Here is a 15,776-nt window from a genome sequence, read left to right on the forward strand (position 1 = left end):
TCATTTTTCTTCGTATTACAAACTTAGTGTTTGCAACCACATTCCTTTGTGCGTACTTTGTCATAGCTCTCGAAATTACTCAAGAAATTTTATGCTATTGACGATATTCATCAATTAAAGCGTAAATTTGCTTAAGCGTTGTATTTGAGAGTTTGGTTTTTTCGCCTTTCAGCATTTTTTCAAGTTGAGCCAGTGTCTGTAATAAAATGGATGCCTGATGCGGTCCATTCATTAATAAATAATCAACAATCTGTTGATCAAAATGGATACCTCGACGCGTCATCACCGATTGTAATAAGGCTTGTCGATCGATATAGGAACTGCCATTCGGCACTTTGACACTGACGGCTTGAGTCAGTCTAGATTGTAAATCTGGCAATTCTAACTTTAATTCAATGGGTGCAACACGAGAGGAAAAAACCAATTGACCTTCATGATTATTGATTAAATGAAAAACGGCTTTTTGCCAGTGCGGGACACCACTAATTGCATCAATATCATCCAACGCGACTAAATCATAAAACTCTAAGGAAGTAATCGCTTCAATCGGCGCATCTAATAATTCTAATAATGAGACTTTAATTGCTGGACGACCCAACTCAAGATATGAATCACAGATCGCTGAGAGCAAATGACTTTTACCTGTGCCAGCTCCCCCATAAACATAAAAACGATTGACTAAACCTGCATGTAACTGCCGAACTGCATCAACCACAGGTCCCCATCCCGGCCCCGAAAAATCACTGATTCGGGCATCGAGTTGAGGTTCTATATCCAGTTGTAGTTGACGCATAGATTTAATGTGTTCCTCAATTACTTTAAGTCATTCGAGTTTGAAGTCTCTGTATCTTGAGAGTTTTTAATTTGAATATCAAGCTCTACATGGCCAGTTTCAACATTTATGTGTTGAGTTTCCCCTTCTGCCAACACAACTTCAGTTGGCAAGCCATATAAGCGACTTTTTTCATAATTATCCCGTGCATGTTTCAATAGCACAACAATCACAGCAGCCACAGGTAAAGCGATCAGCATTCCAAGGAAACCACCTAATTGTGCGCCAGCGAGTACTGCGAAAACAACAGCTACAGGAGATAAACCAATTTTATCACCCAATAAGAAGGGTTGAAGAATATAGCCTTCGACCATCTGGCCAATCATAAACACAACACCAACCAGAAGCAGCTGTGTCCAATCTAAGCCAAATTGAAACAGGGTTGCAATAACAGCAGCGATAATGCCGACACCAAAGCCTAAATAAGGAATAATACTGGCTAAACCGGCAATCATTCCAATAATCAAGCCAACCTCAAGACCAATCAGTTGTAAGCCAACAGCATAAACAATGCCTAATAAAAGCATAACGAGGAATTGACCTTTTACAAAAGCACCTAATACACTATGACATTCACGAACGATGGTTAACGTTGACGCTTCATAAGGACGTGGAATTAAACGTCTAAAGCTTTGTAGCATTCTCTCCCAATCAAGTAAAAAGTAGAAAGAGATAATTGGAATTAAAATCACCACACCACCCAACTGAATAAAGTTCAATCCAGATTGGGCAACTCTTAAAGCCATGGTTTGAATACTGTCAGCACTGTAGTTGGTCTGAATATAATCCATGAACGCTTTGGTAATTTGTTCAGTATCGATTTCCATCGGCACCACATTAAAAGTATGTGATACCCACGGTAAGAAGGTTGCATTAATCCAATGAATTCCCGCAGGAATACTATCCCGCGCATACATCAATTGTTTCCAAATCAGTGGTACTAGGAACCATAAAACCATGGTCAAAGTCACGCCGATCCCAATAAACACGATACTGATTGCAAGCCAACGCGGCAGCTTAATTTTTACAAGAACATCAACCAGTGGGCTAAATAAGTAGGCAATGAAAAAAGCACCGACAAAAGGAATCACTATGGGCTTTAATAAATAGAGTACCCAGAGAAATAATGCGAGCCCAGCGAGGATAAAGATACGACGTAGTACCTGATCTTGCATAAAATCTAGCCTTTTTTCATGTAATCGTTATAAATGGAAAAAAATTTTAATTAAAGATAGCATTTTCGAGCATAAATAACATAAGAGTTTCGTATATTCAGGTTATAATCTGCCGCCACTGCGGAGACTTCACTATGAGCAACTCAACTTCTACCCCAAATACTGGTTTAAGCTATAAAGATGCTGGCGTCGACATTGAAGCGGGAGACGCATTGGTCGATCGTATCAAATCTGTCGCTAAACGCACCACTCGTCCTGAAGTAATGGGCGGTCTTGGTGGCTTTGGTGCCCTATGCAAAATTCCAAAAGGTTATGAAGAACCTGTATTGGTATCAGGAACAGACGGCGTAGGAACTAAATTACGTTTAGCACTGAACCTCAACCGTCATGACACGATTGGTCAAGATCTCGTTGCAATGTGTGTAAACGACTTACTTGTTTGTGGTGCTGAGCCATTATTCTTCCTCGACTACTATGCAACTGGTCATTTGAATGTTGATGTTGCAGCAGATGTCGTAACAGGGATTGGTAAAGGTTGTGAACTTGCTGGTTGTGCATTGGTCGGTGGTGAAACTGCTGAAATGCCTGGCATGTATGAAGGTGAAGATTACGATCTTGCTGGTTTTGCTGTTGGTGTTGTAGAACACAGTAAAATTATCGATGGAACTAAAGTGAAGTCTGGTGACGTACTTCTTGGTGTAGCATCTAGTGGTGCACACTCAAATGGTTACTCATTATTGCGTAAAATTTTAGATGTTAAGAATGTAGACTTAACTCAAATCGTCGATGGTCGTCCACTTGCCGACGTGGCAATGGAACCAACACGCATCTATGTAAAACCAGTACTTGAACTTTGCAAACAAGTTGATGTTCATGCTATGGCACATATCACTGGCGGTGGCTTACCGGGTAACTTACCACGTGTACTTCCAAATGGTGCTCAAGCTGTCATTGATGAATCAAGCTGGGAATGGTCTGAATTATTCCAGTTGTTACAACGTGAAGGCAACGTAGAACGCTTTGAAATGTACCGCACCTTTAACTGTGGCGTAGGTATGGTGATTGCAGTTGATGCAAATGAAGCAGACAAAGCGATTGATCTATTAAATACTCAAGGCGAAAAAGCATGGAAAATTGGTTATATCCAAGAAAATGCTGAATCAGTTGAAGGCGCAGACGAAAAAATTCGCGTGATCTTTGCATAATGAGAATTGCTGTCCTTGTCTCTGGCAACGGTAGCAACTTACAGGCCCTGATCGATGCAAATCTTTCAGGGCAAATCATTGGTGTCTTATCCAACAAAGCAGATGCTTATGCATTGCAACGTGCCAAAGATGCCAATATTGCGACCGCTGTTATTTCACATAAAGATTATCCAAATCGCGAAAGCTTCGATGACGCCATGCATCAGCAATTGTTGGCATGGCAAGTTGACCTCGTGATCCTTGCTGGTTTCATGCGGATTTTAACACCACGTTTTGTTAGCAAATGGCAAGGCAAAATGTTAAATATCCACCCTTCTCTGCTGCCTTTCTACAAAGGTGTGAATACACATCAACGTGTATTAAATACCGGGGATCGCTTGCATGGCTGTACCGTTCATTTTGTCACAGCAGAACTTGATGCTGGACAAAGTATTGCGCAATCGGCAATTCAAGTTGGTTTGCAGGATTCGGTAACAAGCTTGGCGCAACGTGTGCATGAACTTGAACACTTTATCTATCCTCAAGTTGCACAATGGTTCTGTACAGGTCAACTGACCTGGCAAAACGGTCAAGCCTATTTCAATCAAAAACCTTTAGAACGGCCGATTCAGTTTGCACAATTCTAAAAAATAAAACGCATCCTAGGATGCGTTTTTTATTGATTTAAACCACTAAACTTTTAATTTTCTCTACTGTTTCCATCGGATGCTCTAATGGGAACATATGTCCGCCATCCATTACAGAAAAAGGAATACCCAATTTCTTTTTCGCCACTTGCGGGAATTTTTCTTTTAAGAAAATACTGTCTTGCCCCACAACCAAATGTACAGGTACAGGAGGTTTTGGCATCGGTAACCACCACATGGATGGCGTAGTCCTAAACATTGCCACTTCATCCTCTTTCGCAATGGTCAGTGTGACACCACCATTTTGTGGGTCATCTGTCAGGGCATAGTCGATATAAGCTTGAAAGCAATCTGGATCAAAGTGCTGATAAAAACCTCTCGAACCTAGCAGCTCAGCAGCTTGCTCACGCGACTCCCAATGATCACGACGACGCACAGACAAACCAGCTGGGGTGATTTTATCCACTAATTTAGGTTTAAAGATTTTAGCAAGATGAAAAACAAAAGAAGCCTTACCAATAATGAGTGGTGGATCAAGCATGATGACTTGTGAAAATAGTTCAGGACGGCGATAAGCAGCCATCAGTGTCAAAACTGAACCCAATGAATGCCCCAAGCCAATCACTTTACGCCCTTGTGCTTGCTGCACAATGCTATCAATAATCTGATCGACTAAGTGCATCCAACCATGGGTAATTGGATAGCGCTTGTCATTTCCAATTTCTGCAACATAGATAATGTCGTATTGATCTTTTAATTGATCAAACAGCTTTTGATAAACTTTAGATGGAACACCATTGGCATGGGCAAAATGAATCAAAGGTTTCATAAGCTTGTCTTTTATTTTCACTGATTGGTCAATTATCCTGCTCTACATATGTATTGCAAATTAAAAGGATAACTGTCCAGTTATTTTTAGCATAAAAAAGGCTGTGATATACACAGCCTCCTTAAAATCAACATAGTGCTTTGATCAAAGCCTATCTATTATTGTATTTTCGCGTTCTGCTGAGTTTCTAGCTGTGCAGCAAGCGAACTACTAATACCTGCACCAAGCTGCGCCCCCATACGTCCTAGAATTGATTCTAACGGATTACGTTGAACGGTATAATCCACTTTTTGCTCAATCTTCAGATCACGCATCAATGTCGTCAAACTACCACTACGGTCAGCAACACCTAAAGCAACAGCCTGTTCACCTGTCCAGAACAATCCAGAGAAAATAGCAGGGTCATTTGACTTCAAACGTTTACCACGGCCTTCTTTCACCGCATTGATAAAGTGAGTATGCACATTATCAAGCACCGACTGCACATGTTGTTTCTGTGCTGGATCAAGTGGCTTGGTCATACTTAAAATATCTTTATTACTACCCGCAGTCAGAGTACGGTCTTCAATGCCTAACTTCTGCGCCAAGCCACTTAAGCCATAATTCGGCATAATCACACCGATCGAACCCACTAAGCTAGATGGATTGACAATGATTTCATCTGCTGCTGAGGCAATATAATATGCACCCGATGCACCCATATCCCCAATGACAGCATAGACTTTTTTATCTGGGTGCTGTTTTTTCAGGTAACGAATTTCTTGCCAGATTTCATCCGACTGTACTGGTGAACCGCCTGGTGAATTGATATTCAACGCAACCGCTTTACTACCGCTGGCTTCAAATGCACGTTTTAAAGCTTTGTTGGTATCTTCACTATTCACTGTAGACTGACCTGCAGATGAATCGATGGTTCCCACAATATCAACAACAGCCAAGTGATTACTACTAATACTGGTGGTTGCTTTATCTGATGACGAGGTACAGCTCTTGGTCATTGCCAACAGTACAATCAGCAAATAGGCAAAACCTAAACATTTAAAAAAGATGCTCCAACGGCGGCTACGGCGTTGCTCTTCCACAGAAGCAAGAACAGCTTTTTCTAAAATTTGCCATTCTTTGCCTGTCACATTATTACTATTTGTAGATTCATTTTGTGGTTTTGGTGGCCAATCGGACATAAGATTCCAATCCAATATATTTTAAAAAGTGAGTTTATTATATACGCGGATTTACGCAAAACTGTTTAAATAACTTGTTTTAACTTATAATTATTTTTTGCTTTATACTTCCCTTTGTAATTTTTCTAACTTTGAATACATGACTCAGCCCAAATCAAACAGTTCAAATTATCGTCTTATCAAGCTTGTTAGTCGTCAGCCACTCCGATTAGGGCAGTTCTTTGCACGCTTGGTTGCAGCCTTAGTTAATACATTCCCGCTATCTAAGCTTTCAAAGATTATCAGCTTGAATATACAAATTGCTTTTCCAGAAATGGAACAGCAACAAAGACAACAACTGACCAAACGAGCAATACGAAACGAACTGACTTCTTATTTCGAGTTTTTAAGTATTTGGGGCTCAACAAATGAAAAAAATATCAAGAGCATCCATCGCATTCAGGGCGAACATTATTTCCATGAAGCTGTAGCAGAAAAGAAAGGCTTAGTTTTAGTCATCCCTCATTTTGGTACATGGGAAGTCATGAACTCATGGTTATCAAAATACACTCAAATGACAATCCTGTATAAACCAGTTAAAAATCCAGATGCTGACCAGTTTGTCCGTGATGCACGTAGTCGCGAACAAGCCCATTTAGTTCCTACAGATGAAAGTGGGGTTCGACAGATTTTTAAGGCCTTGAAACAAGGTGGAACTACAGCGATTTTACCTGACCACACCCCTGATCACGGTGGGGACATGATCAACTATTTTGGTATTCCGCTTGCCTCCAGTAGCCTCAGTGCCAAACTGATTCAAAAAACCAAGGCAAAGGCCCTCCTCATCTATACAAAAAGAAATGATCAAGATGGCTTTGATATGTATGTCGAACCGATCAATCCTCAAATCTATGAAGGTAATGCCGAAGATGGCACTTTAATTATTCATCAAACTTTAGAACAACTGATTCGACGTTACCCAGAACATTATCACTGGAGCTACAAACGTTTTCGCGCCAATCCCGCTTTAAAGAAAATCTACGATATTGATGAAAATGAAGCGTTGCTAAAAGTGGCTGAAGTGCGTCAACAAACACAATAAAGAGAAATTACTTAGGCTATTCTCGTTGTAGCCACTTCCATTGCTGTCTTTGTTGCTTTAATTCAGAAACACCATTATTAAATACAAAACTTAAACTGCCTGTCTGAGCAGTATTCAATAATGGGATTCTCAAAGCATGCAAGCGGCTTTGTAGCTCCTGACTGGGATGGCCATATCGATTATCAAAACCCGCAGAGGTAATCGTTAATTTAGGGGTTAATGTCGCTAAAAAATCATAGGCAGAGCTATGTTTACTGCCATGATGCCCTAAAACTAGAACATCTACTTTTAAATCAGGATATTGCTGCAATAGTTTATATTCAGTTTCCCAACCTGCATCTCCCATAATCAGAAAATTTTGATACGGTTGAGCATTTAAGAATTGCAGATATACCACACAAGACTGTTCATTTTGCTGATGTGTTGCAACAGCCAAACCTTCCTGATCGGGTGATAGAATCTTTATTTTTAGATTTGAATATGACCAAGTTTGACCTTGTTGGCACAATGAGAAATTATTTTTAAATGGCATTTTTTCATTATGTTGATTGGACTGTACTTGAGTAATTGCAAAAGCATTTTGGATTGCTGCAAATGCGCCACTATGATCTTGATCCAGATGAGACAAAATCACATGATCCAATGCCTGTATCCCTTGCTGCCTTAAAAAAGGAATGATGACGCGCTCCCCCAAGCTAAACTTAGTTTCATCATATGACCCACCCGTATCAATCATTAAGCTCAGTTCTGGATGCTGTAAAAATACGGCCTGTCCCTGTCCGACATCAAGAATAGTGAATGCCGTTGATTGGACTTTTATCCCAAGAAAAATCGGTAAAAAGCACACCAACGACCAGACCTTGGGGACAGTGCCTCTTGGCAGAAATAGAATGATGATACCAATCATAAAACCCAGCATCATCAACGGTGTATAACTGACGCCATATAACTGAGGGGAAATATGTTGCAGGCCATTGAGCAGCCATAACAAAATAGCCAGTAATCCATCACTCAACTGAAATAACAGTTGTCCAAGTGCAGGAATCAACAACCAAATACATGCTGCGATAATCCCTAAAGGCACAACTACGCCACTAAGCAATGGGATGGCAATCAGATTACTGATCGGCGCAACCCATGAAATCTGCTGAAAGAAAATAAGTACCAAAGGCAGTAATGCAATAAAGATTTTCCATTGTGACTCAATCAGAAGCTTCATCGCTAGAAGTAGTTTTTGAGTGCTTGTGATGACTTGTTCTTGAGGTATATCCCTAATGGTTTGATAGATGCGTAGCAGAATAAAGCACGCCCCATAGGACAGCCAAAATGCGGCAGACAAAATACTGAATGGATCAAAGATCAGCAATAAGCTTGCACTATAAATCAATAATGCGAATGGCTGAATCGACTGTCGAAACCATAGAAAAACACTTGCAAGCAGTACCGTTAATAATGTTCTCAATGCAGGAATTTCAAAACCGACAAAAGCCACATACAACAATACACTTAATCCAAAAGGCAACAGCATTAAAACCTGTCGTGGTTGCCATAAATATAGTTTTGGCGCATAACGCTGTAGCATGCACTTCAATACCCAAGTCAACATCAGCGCAAAAACCAAAACATGTGGACCAGAGATTGCCAATAAATGTGAAATACCCAATTGTTGGAATTGTTGCTTTAAACGATTTGATAACAAGCTTTCATCACCAGTCATCAAAGCCAATAACAACCCTTTGTGCTGTAGCGTACTCGCTTGCAACATTTCACGGAATGACAAGCGCAGCATTTCAACATTGAGCAGAAATTTTTCTTGTAGGGTTTGTTGTTGCTTAAGATGCTGGTGGTAACCCAAACGATAGATCTGATCTTGACTTAAAGGCTGGATGTCTTTGACCTGATAAGCAGACATGATATTTTGTTGTAAAAACCATTTTTCCTGATCAAATGCACCTGCGACAGCATAACTATGTGCAGGTTTAATCTTCCCAGATAAACGATAATAATGACCTAATTGCAACTCTTGCTGCTGAACAATTTGATTATTTTGTTGTTTTATATAAAGTAACCAATCAACGGGTTGCGTGTGCCGATTGAGTACTGCTGCGATTTGTTTCTGCCCATCTTCACTTAGCTCGTTGATTTTTTTGATATACACAATCGCTTCAAAAGGCTGCACTTCAATTTCTTTGAATTTAAGCCGTTGCTGCAAAGCTGCATCGGCATAATAAAAGCTGCTACAAAACAAGGCCCAGCTGACGCTGGCTAAGAGTAACAACCTATAGGCAACAGATTGAGAATATAACTTTCTTGTATATAAACCAATGCCGAATATCACGGTTGCTAATGTTAGCCAAATCCACCAAGTTTGTGCGGCAAAGCTAAAATCATGTCCCATCAGGGCAATACCAGCAATCCAGCTGATTAAAACAGTTTTCAACATTTCTTAAAATTAAATTTAGTTTTTATAAAGACAAAATTAAAGCCCTTTTTCAGGGCTTTAACAAGAGGTCTAATTCAATATTTATGCGCTATTCATAACGTAAAGCTTCTGCAGGCTGAACTCTTGCTGCGCGTAATGCCGGGTAAATTGTTGCGAGTAGGCTTAACAGGAGTGTGACACTCACAACAAGCAAGACATCTTGCCAGCGTAAATAGGAAGGCAGATAATGCACAAAATACGCATCGAGTAGATTCAAACCAAAGGTGGCATTGATCCAAGATACGATATTACCAATGCTTAAAGATAAAATAATACCTAAAACAGTCCCTAGACCTGTTCCAATCACACCAATAATTGTACCCTGCACCATAAAAATTTGGGTAATCAATAAGGGGGACGCCCCTAAAGTACGTAATATTGCGATATCTGACTTTTTATCGGTGACCAACATCATCAAAGATGAAATGATATTAAAAGTCGCCACGATAATAATCAGTAAAAGCAATAATCCCACCATATTTTTTGCCATTTGAATGGCGCTAAATAAATTACCTTGGGTATATGTCCAATTAGAAGCATAAAAATTACTTGGTAATTTTTTGATAATACTCTCAGAAATTTCTGGTGCGGCAAAAATATCATCCAGCTTTAAACGTATGCCCTGCGCACCATCAGGTAAGCGTAATAAAGTTGATGCATCATTGAGTGCGATATATCCCACCATCGAATCGACTTGAGTCCCGATTTTAAATATTCCAACCACTTCGAAACGTTTAAATCGCGGCACTACCCCTGCCGATGAACTGGTCGCTTCTGGTAAAACCAGGGTCACAGGATCGTTAAGTTTAAGTCCCAAACTATCTGCTAAATCTTGCCCCAATACGATTCCATATTTCCCTTTTTTCAGCGCATCTAGACTGCCTGCTTTCATATAATCATGAACAATAGAGACTTGTTTTTCATATTCTGGCTCAATCCCTGAGATCATAATCCCAGTTACTTGGCCATGCGCCGTTAACATCCCTTGTAATTGGGTATAGGGTGCAACCGCAAGCACATGGGGTTGTTTAGAGATATCTTTCGCCAACCCCTCCCAATTGGTCATAATTTGACTGGAAGCAATGGTCGCTTGCGGCACGATACCTAAAATACGGTTTTTCAATTCTCGGTCAAAACCATTGATGACAGATAAAACTGTAATCAGTACCGCCACACCCAAGGTTAGACCAATCATGGTCATCAATGAAATAAATGACACCAGACGGCTTTTTTTTCTCGCTTGTGTGTATTTCAGCCCAATATAAAATGAAATGGGTTTAAACATGCTCACCCACCCATATACCATCTTGCATATGCAAAATTGAATCTGCTGACTGTGCCAATTGCTCATCATGGGTCACGATCAACATTGCCATGTTGAGCTCTTTTTTCAAATCGGTGAGCAATTCAAAAATACTGAGCGCGGTTTTTCGATCTAGATTTCCAGTCGGTTCATCTGCCAACACCACAGCTGGTTTGGTTACCAACGCACGGGCCAAAGCCACACGTTGCCGTTCACCCCCCGATAACTCGCCTGGTTTATGATCCATACGATGGGATAGACCTACACGATCCAGTAAATATTCAGCTTGCTTTTTCACATCCTTAAAGTTGCTTTCTCTGCGTAACATTAACGGCATCGCCACATTTTCTAAGGCTGAAAACTCAGGGAGTAAATGATGGAACTGATAAACAAAACCAAGGTATTGATTACGCTTGTAACCACGTTCCGCCTCGCCTAAATTATCAAAGCGTTGGCCTTGTAGAAATACCTGACCTTGTGAAGGTTGCTCCAAGCCACCTAATACATGCAATAAGGTACTTTTACCCGAACCACTTGACCCTACAATAGAAACGAACTCGCCCGCATTGACTTGAAGAGATAAGCCTTTGATCACTTCAACTTTACTTTTGCCATCATCGAAATGCTTAAAGATATTTTTTGATTCTAGAACGATCTTACTCATAACGTAATGCCTCAGCTGGTTGCGTTTTCGCTGCACGAATAGCGGGGTAAATTGTTGCTAAAAAACTGATAGATAAAGATGCTGTCACAACAATCAGTACATCTTGCCAGCGTAAATAGGAAGGCAAATAGCCAATCACATAACCACTAAATAAATTCAGTCCAAAGGTATGATTTAACCAGCTCACCAAATCACTGATGGTTAATGCAAAACTGCTACCTAAAATCACCCCGATCACAGTACCCACAACACCGATGATGGTACCCTGTACAATAAAAACAGATGTGATAAATCTTGGAGAGGCGCCTAAAGTACGCAGAATTGCGATATCCGCCTTTTTATCGGTGACCACCATCACCAATGACGATACGATATTAAATGCTGCCACGACAATAATCAGAAATAACAGCAAACCGACCAGATTCTTTTCCATTTTTACTGCGCTGAATAAGCTCCCATGCGTTTCCTTCCAGCTTGTTGCATAAAAATTATTAGGTAATTGTTTAACAATCTGGTTCACCACTTCCGGAGCAGCAAAAACATCGTCCACTTTTAGACGCACACCTTGTGCACCATCTGGTAAACGCAATAAGGTAGAAGCATCGTTCAAGGCGATATAACCGACCGTTGAATCGACTTCTGCACCGACACTAAAGATCCCCACGATTTTAAAACGTTTAAAACGTGGCACCACACCTGCAGGTGACGGTGTCGCTTCAGGCAACACTAAAGTCACATTGTCATTTAAGCCAAGACCCAGCGCATCGGTCATATCCTTGCCGAGGACAATCCCAAACTCGCCTTTTTTCAATGCATTTAAATCACCTGAGACCATATGATTCTGGATAATTGAAACCTTCTTTTCATATTCAGGATCAATCCCCGTCACCATAATGCCTGCAACTTGACCTTGCCCAGTCAACATGCCTTGCAATTGAGTAAAAGGCGCAACACCAGTGACATGCGGGTGGTTCTCAACTTTTTTTACAAGCTCAGGCCAATCTGTTAGAATTTGAGTAGAAGAAACAGTGGCTTGTGGAACCATTCCAAGGACACGATTTTTTAATTCGCGATCGAAACCATTCATGACAGATAGTACTGTAATGAGGACAGCGACACCAAGCGTCAAGCCGATCATGGAAACTAAAGCGACAAAAGAAATAAAATGATTACTCCGCTGAGCACGAGTGTATCTCAACCCTATATACAGCGAAATTGGCTTAAACATACCATCTAGTCCGAGGTGATTTATTATGGAAAATTCACAACATCATCTTGTTGACGACAACACTGAACGTCGAGTGATGTCTCGTATTGATGCCGTGTTGAGAATCAACTATCAAATCATTCCAGATGATGTTGCGCTGAATGACCCGTATGATTCTCATTTCGTATTGCCACGCTATTTTCTACTACTTGCAGAATTAGATCAATTTGATCACGCGTTTCGCTACGAATTAGAACAATTAAATGAAAAAGATCAACAAATTGCTCGCATCTTATCCCTTTTTAACCAAAAATTGAATCTGATCACAGGCTCTTTTTATGACAATATCGTGCAATCCCTGTTGCCTGTACCTGAGCAAGTCAACTTTTCCGAGAATGGCTTAAGTTTCTTTAGTTCTCAAGAGATTCATGAAGGCACCTATATCCATATTACCCTGAGTCATCCAGAAAACTTTTTCCATATCGCGGCAACAGCACAAGTGGCACATAGCACCGCAGAAGAGCAAGGTAAATTCCGTATTGGCGCTTATTTCATTACTTTAAATCCGCAAGATCGGGCTAAATTGGCGGCCAGTATTCGACAAACACAACCCGCAGAAGCCAGTTAAATAACAAAGATCAGTTATATTTTTAAACGGCGATAGGCGCGTAGGTCTTTAAAGAAATAGAGAAGTAAACCGAATAAAATAATGCTCGCCCCTATAAAGACCTGAGCAGTCAATTGCTCATGGTTCAGGTAAGCACCGATCAGAATTGCCAGCATCGGGGTCATCACCGTGGTCAGTGACAAGGTGGTTGCTTTCAGATTCTGTACCAATTTAAAGTAACAGAACATCGCAATCAGCGATGCCATGATCACGGTATAAGTCAGCGCTAATAATGATTTAGCCGATGGAATATGTGTCGGTGCAAATGGCCAAATCCATGGTAATAACATCACCGCCAATAGTGTTGAGACTAGAATTGAACCCGTCGCCTGTGCCATAACAGGTAAGTCGGCATTAATCTTTTTCACTAAAAAAATGGATAAGGAATAAGAAAAAACACTGATTAGCATCAAAATAATGCCAATCGGTTGTACATGCTGCTGACTGCCACTTAAGCAAATCATGGCTAAGCCCACGATTGACGTTGCCATGCCCAGCCACTGCAATCCCGCCAGTTTCTGTTGAAAACCAAAACGCCCAATCAATCCAGCCATAATCGGTGCTAAACCAAACATCAAGGCAATCAAACCTGAACTTAAATATGCTGTTGCGGCATAGGTAAATATCTGTGAACCAATCAAACTTAATGCCCCGGCACTATAACTCAACCAAGCTGTTTTATGCGTCGGAAACTCAACCTTTAAAAGCAAAACAAAGGTGACAGCCAAGGGTAAGGCAATAAAAAAGCGGATCACCAATGCCCACATTGGATGCAGGTCTGACACACTCCAAACAATCGCCAAAGGCGTTGTTGCCCAGATAAAAACCAGCAATCCATAGGTCAGCATTAAATTAAGACGTGATGGCATAATCCACTCAAAGTGCTGTTTTACGTTTTTGTTTTAAAATGGTCTGATCCAGTGAACTAGAAAACTCTCGCTTGTCTCGTTCTGAAATTGGCGGTGGGCCGCCCGTTTGTACACCTGCACCGCGTAAAGTATCCATAAAATCGCGTAAATGCAGCCGTGCTTTCACATTGGCTGTGGTATAGATTTCACCTCGTGGATGAATCGCAATACCGCCTTTCTCAATCACTTGCGCTGCAAGCGGAATATCTTGCGTAATGACAATGTCATTCTCTTGCATTCGATCAACAATTTCTTGATCAGCCTGATCTGCCCCACTCATCACCTGAATGGATTTAATTCGTAGCGATGGGGTGATACCAACATTTTGATTGGCAACAAAAATCACTTCGAGTTGATAGCGATCAGATGCACGTAAAATCACTTCACGTAAAATTTTAGGTAAAGCATCAGCATCTACCCACAATTTAAATGGCAGCACGTTAGCGAAAGCTCATGAAAGAAAAAATATAGTGTAACAGATTACAGTAAAAGTACAGTGAAGATCATGTGGATGAGCCGACTGTTTTGCTCTTGCGCTTATACTGGAACAGCATATTGATATTTCAGACTAAAAAACAAATTAATTTGTACTGAATTACAGATTCAGACTTGAAATATGACAGTTACCCTCGATTTAATAGAGTAAGTTCAATCTTTTTAGCATTACGCTTTATGAAAAATCAAAACAGTCCAGAAACCATTAAAATTCAAGATCAAAATTTCGGTAATCATGTCGAGCATTGGAACTTATTGACCGATACACCCGAAACAGATGTTCCCAAATGGTTAGGATTGGCACTTGATGCACCGGTAATGCCAATGGGACTATGCCAAGATGAACATGAGATGGATCAATCATTTTGGCTGATTCAAGGCCCAAGTGGTCAAGCTGTTTCGATCAATCAGATTATTGCGGTTGAAGATCAAAAGCCCCGTGCATTAAAAACAGCATTTCCGAGTTTTGAAAGTCCCTATAAATATGATGCACAAATCGAACGAATTATTAGCTGCAATTCTTCGACTCAAGCGGTATTACGTTTAAACTTAAATAAAAATACCATTATTTATGCCTTTGATAATTTATTCAGCGTAAATAGCTGTCAATATGACAAAAATCAAACCTATCAAGTCCAATTTAATGCTTGGGCATATGAATTAGAAACCGTATCTGACGATGAGAAAATCATTGTTGATGACCCTGCTTCAATTAAACATCACCGTGCATTAAATGCAATTTTGGCAGAACATAATGGTATTGCGCCAGAAAACTTACAGGAACTCATTAATGACTGGCAACCAAAAACGCCAGAAGATCAAGAACCTGTCACTGTCGACTTTTCTAAAATGGTGGCTTATTTATTCGGTGAAACACTTGGTCAAGAAGATGAAGCTTGGTTCCAAGGTAATATCGTTGGTAAAACATCAATGCAGTTTATGCAGGATGAATATACCCTTTATGACGTGACGCTGGTATTAGAAGATGATTTACCTGCAATCTTAATTCGTATTGCCACCAAAAATGAATTGTATAAAAACTTTAACATTGGCCAATATATTCGTGGCAACCTATGGATTCAGGCCAATATTTATGCTAAAACTGCAGTTAAGTGACAAAA

At 40.4% G+C, this 15,776-nt stretch carries 15 protein-coding genes; 5 read left to right on the top strand and 10 right to left on the bottom strand.

Features of this window, described 5'->3' with window-relative positions:
• Nucleotides 1-94: 94 nt before the first annotated feature.
• Complete coding sequence (locus NDN13_RS08275; protein ID WP_251117892.1) at nucleotides 95-793, bottom strand: DnaA regulatory inactivator Hda; 699 nt, start codon at nucleotides 791-793, stop codon at nucleotides 95-97.
• Between the two features lie 20 nt (nucleotides 794-813).
• Nucleotides 814-2,007 (bottom strand): chloramphenicol efflux transporter CxpE, encoded by a 1,194-nt coding sequence (gene cxpE, locus NDN13_RS08280; protein ID WP_251117893.1) that lies wholly within the window; start codon nucleotides 2,005-2,007, stop codon nucleotides 814-816.
• Nucleotides 2,008-2,141: 134 nt separating this feature from the next.
• Between cxpE and purM the strand changes: the two genes are divergently transcribed.
• A complete protein-coding gene (gene purM / locus NDN13_RS08285; protein ID WP_251117894.1) occupies nucleotides 2,142-3,212 on the top strand; it encodes a phosphoribosylformylglycinamidine cyclo-ligase in 1,071 nt (356 codons plus the stop codon).
• On the top strand, nucleotides 3,209-3,838 hold the full coding sequence (gene purN / locus NDN13_RS08290; protein WP_251118198.1) for a phosphoribosylglycinamide formyltransferase: 630 nt from the start codon (nucleotides 3,209-3,211) through the stop codon (nucleotides 3,836-3,838). The genes purM and purN overlap by 4 nt, the downstream gene beginning before the upstream one ends.
• A 37-nt stretch (nucleotides 3,839-3,875) precedes the next feature.
• On the opposite strand, the gene NDN13_RS08295 is transcribed toward purN, so the two are convergent.
• Complete coding sequence (locus NDN13_RS08295; RefSeq protein WP_251117895.1) at nucleotides 3,876-4,667, bottom strand: alpha/beta fold hydrolase; 792 nt, start codon at nucleotides 4,665-4,667, stop codon at nucleotides 3,876-3,878.
• A 158-nt stretch (nucleotides 4,668-4,825) separates the two neighbouring features.
• The gene (gene sppA, locus NDN13_RS08300) at nucleotides 4,826-5,848 is read right to left on the bottom strand and encodes a signal peptide peptidase SppA (protein ID WP_033134568.1); all 1,023 of its coding nucleotides are present in this window, start codon (nucleotides 5,846-5,848) and stop codon (nucleotides 4,826-4,828) included.
• A 139-nt stretch (nucleotides 5,849-5,987) separates the two neighbouring features.
• On the opposite strand from sppA, the gene NDN13_RS08305 reads away from it, so the two are divergent.
• Entirely contained in the window at nucleotides 5,988-6,929 is a 942-nt protein-coding gene (locus tag NDN13_RS08305) for a lysophospholipid acyltransferase family protein (RefSeq protein ID WP_251117896.1), read from the top strand.
• Between the two features lie 16 nt (nucleotides 6,930-6,945).
• Here NDN13_RS08305 and NDN13_RS08310 read toward each other — a convergent pair whose 3' ends face one another.
• The 4 genes from NDN13_RS08310 to NDN13_RS08325 all read right to left on the bottom strand — a co-directional run bounded on the left by NDN13_RS08310 (nucleotide 6,946) and on the right by NDN13_RS08325 (nucleotide 12,606).
• On the bottom strand, nucleotides 6,946-9,372 hold the full coding sequence (locus tag NDN13_RS08310; protein WP_251117897.1) for a DNA internalization-related competence protein ComEC/Rec2: 2,427 nt from the start codon (nucleotides 9,370-9,372) through the stop codon (nucleotides 6,946-6,948).
• A gap of 88 nt (nucleotides 9,373-9,460) precedes the next feature.
• Entirely contained in the window at nucleotides 9,461-10,696 is a 1,236-nt protein-coding gene (locus tag NDN13_RS08315) for a lipoprotein-releasing ABC transporter permease subunit (protein WP_251117898.1), read from the bottom strand.
• Nucleotides 10,689-11,378, bottom strand: coding sequence for a lipoprotein-releasing ABC transporter ATP-binding protein LolD (lolD, locus tag NDN13_RS08320; protein ID WP_016540861.1), 690 nt, complete (start codon nucleotides 11,376-11,378; stop codon nucleotides 10,689-10,691). Before lolD ends, NDN13_RS08315 begins: the two co-directional genes overlap by 8 nt.
• Nucleotides 11,371-12,606, bottom strand: a complete 1,236-nt coding sequence (locus NDN13_RS08325; protein WP_251117899.1) for a lipoprotein-releasing ABC transporter permease subunit — start codon at nucleotides 12,604-12,606, stop codon at nucleotides 11,371-11,373. Before NDN13_RS08325 ends, lolD begins: the two co-directional genes overlap by 8 nt.
• Nucleotides 12,607-12,631: 25 nt before the next feature.
• On the opposite strand from NDN13_RS08325, the gene NDN13_RS08330 reads away from it, so the two are divergent.
• Nucleotides 12,632-13,213: a PilZ domain-containing protein gene (locus tag NDN13_RS08330; protein WP_251117900.1), complete on the top strand. Its 582-nt coding sequence runs from the start codon at nucleotides 12,632-12,634 to the stop codon at nucleotides 13,211-13,213.
• 14 nt (nucleotides 13,214-13,227) lie between these two features.
• Here the strand turns inward: NDN13_RS08330 and NDN13_RS08335 are convergent, their stop codons facing one another.
• Nucleotides 13,228-14,121, bottom strand: a complete 894-nt coding sequence (locus NDN13_RS08335) for a DMT family transporter (protein ID WP_251117901.1) — start codon at nucleotides 14,119-14,121, stop codon at nucleotides 13,228-13,230.
• 7 nt (nucleotides 14,122-14,128) lie between these two features.
• A complete protein-coding gene (locus NDN13_RS08340) occupies nucleotides 14,129-14,599 on the bottom strand; it encodes a YaiI/YqxD family protein (protein WP_004654648.1) in 471 nt (156 codons plus the stop codon).
• Between the two features lie 233 nt (nucleotides 14,600-14,832).
• On the opposite strand from NDN13_RS08340, the gene NDN13_RS08345 reads away from it, so the two are divergent.
• Nucleotides 14,833-15,771 (top strand): hypothetical protein, encoded by a 939-nt coding sequence (locus NDN13_RS08345; protein WP_016540856.1) that lies wholly within the window; start codon nucleotides 14,833-14,835, stop codon nucleotides 15,769-15,771.
• Nucleotides 15,772-15,776: the final 5 nt, after the last annotated feature.

Source organism: Acinetobacter sp. C32I, from assembly GCF_023702715.1.
GTDB lineage: Bacteria > Pseudomonadota > Gammaproteobacteria > Pseudomonadales > Moraxellaceae > Acinetobacter.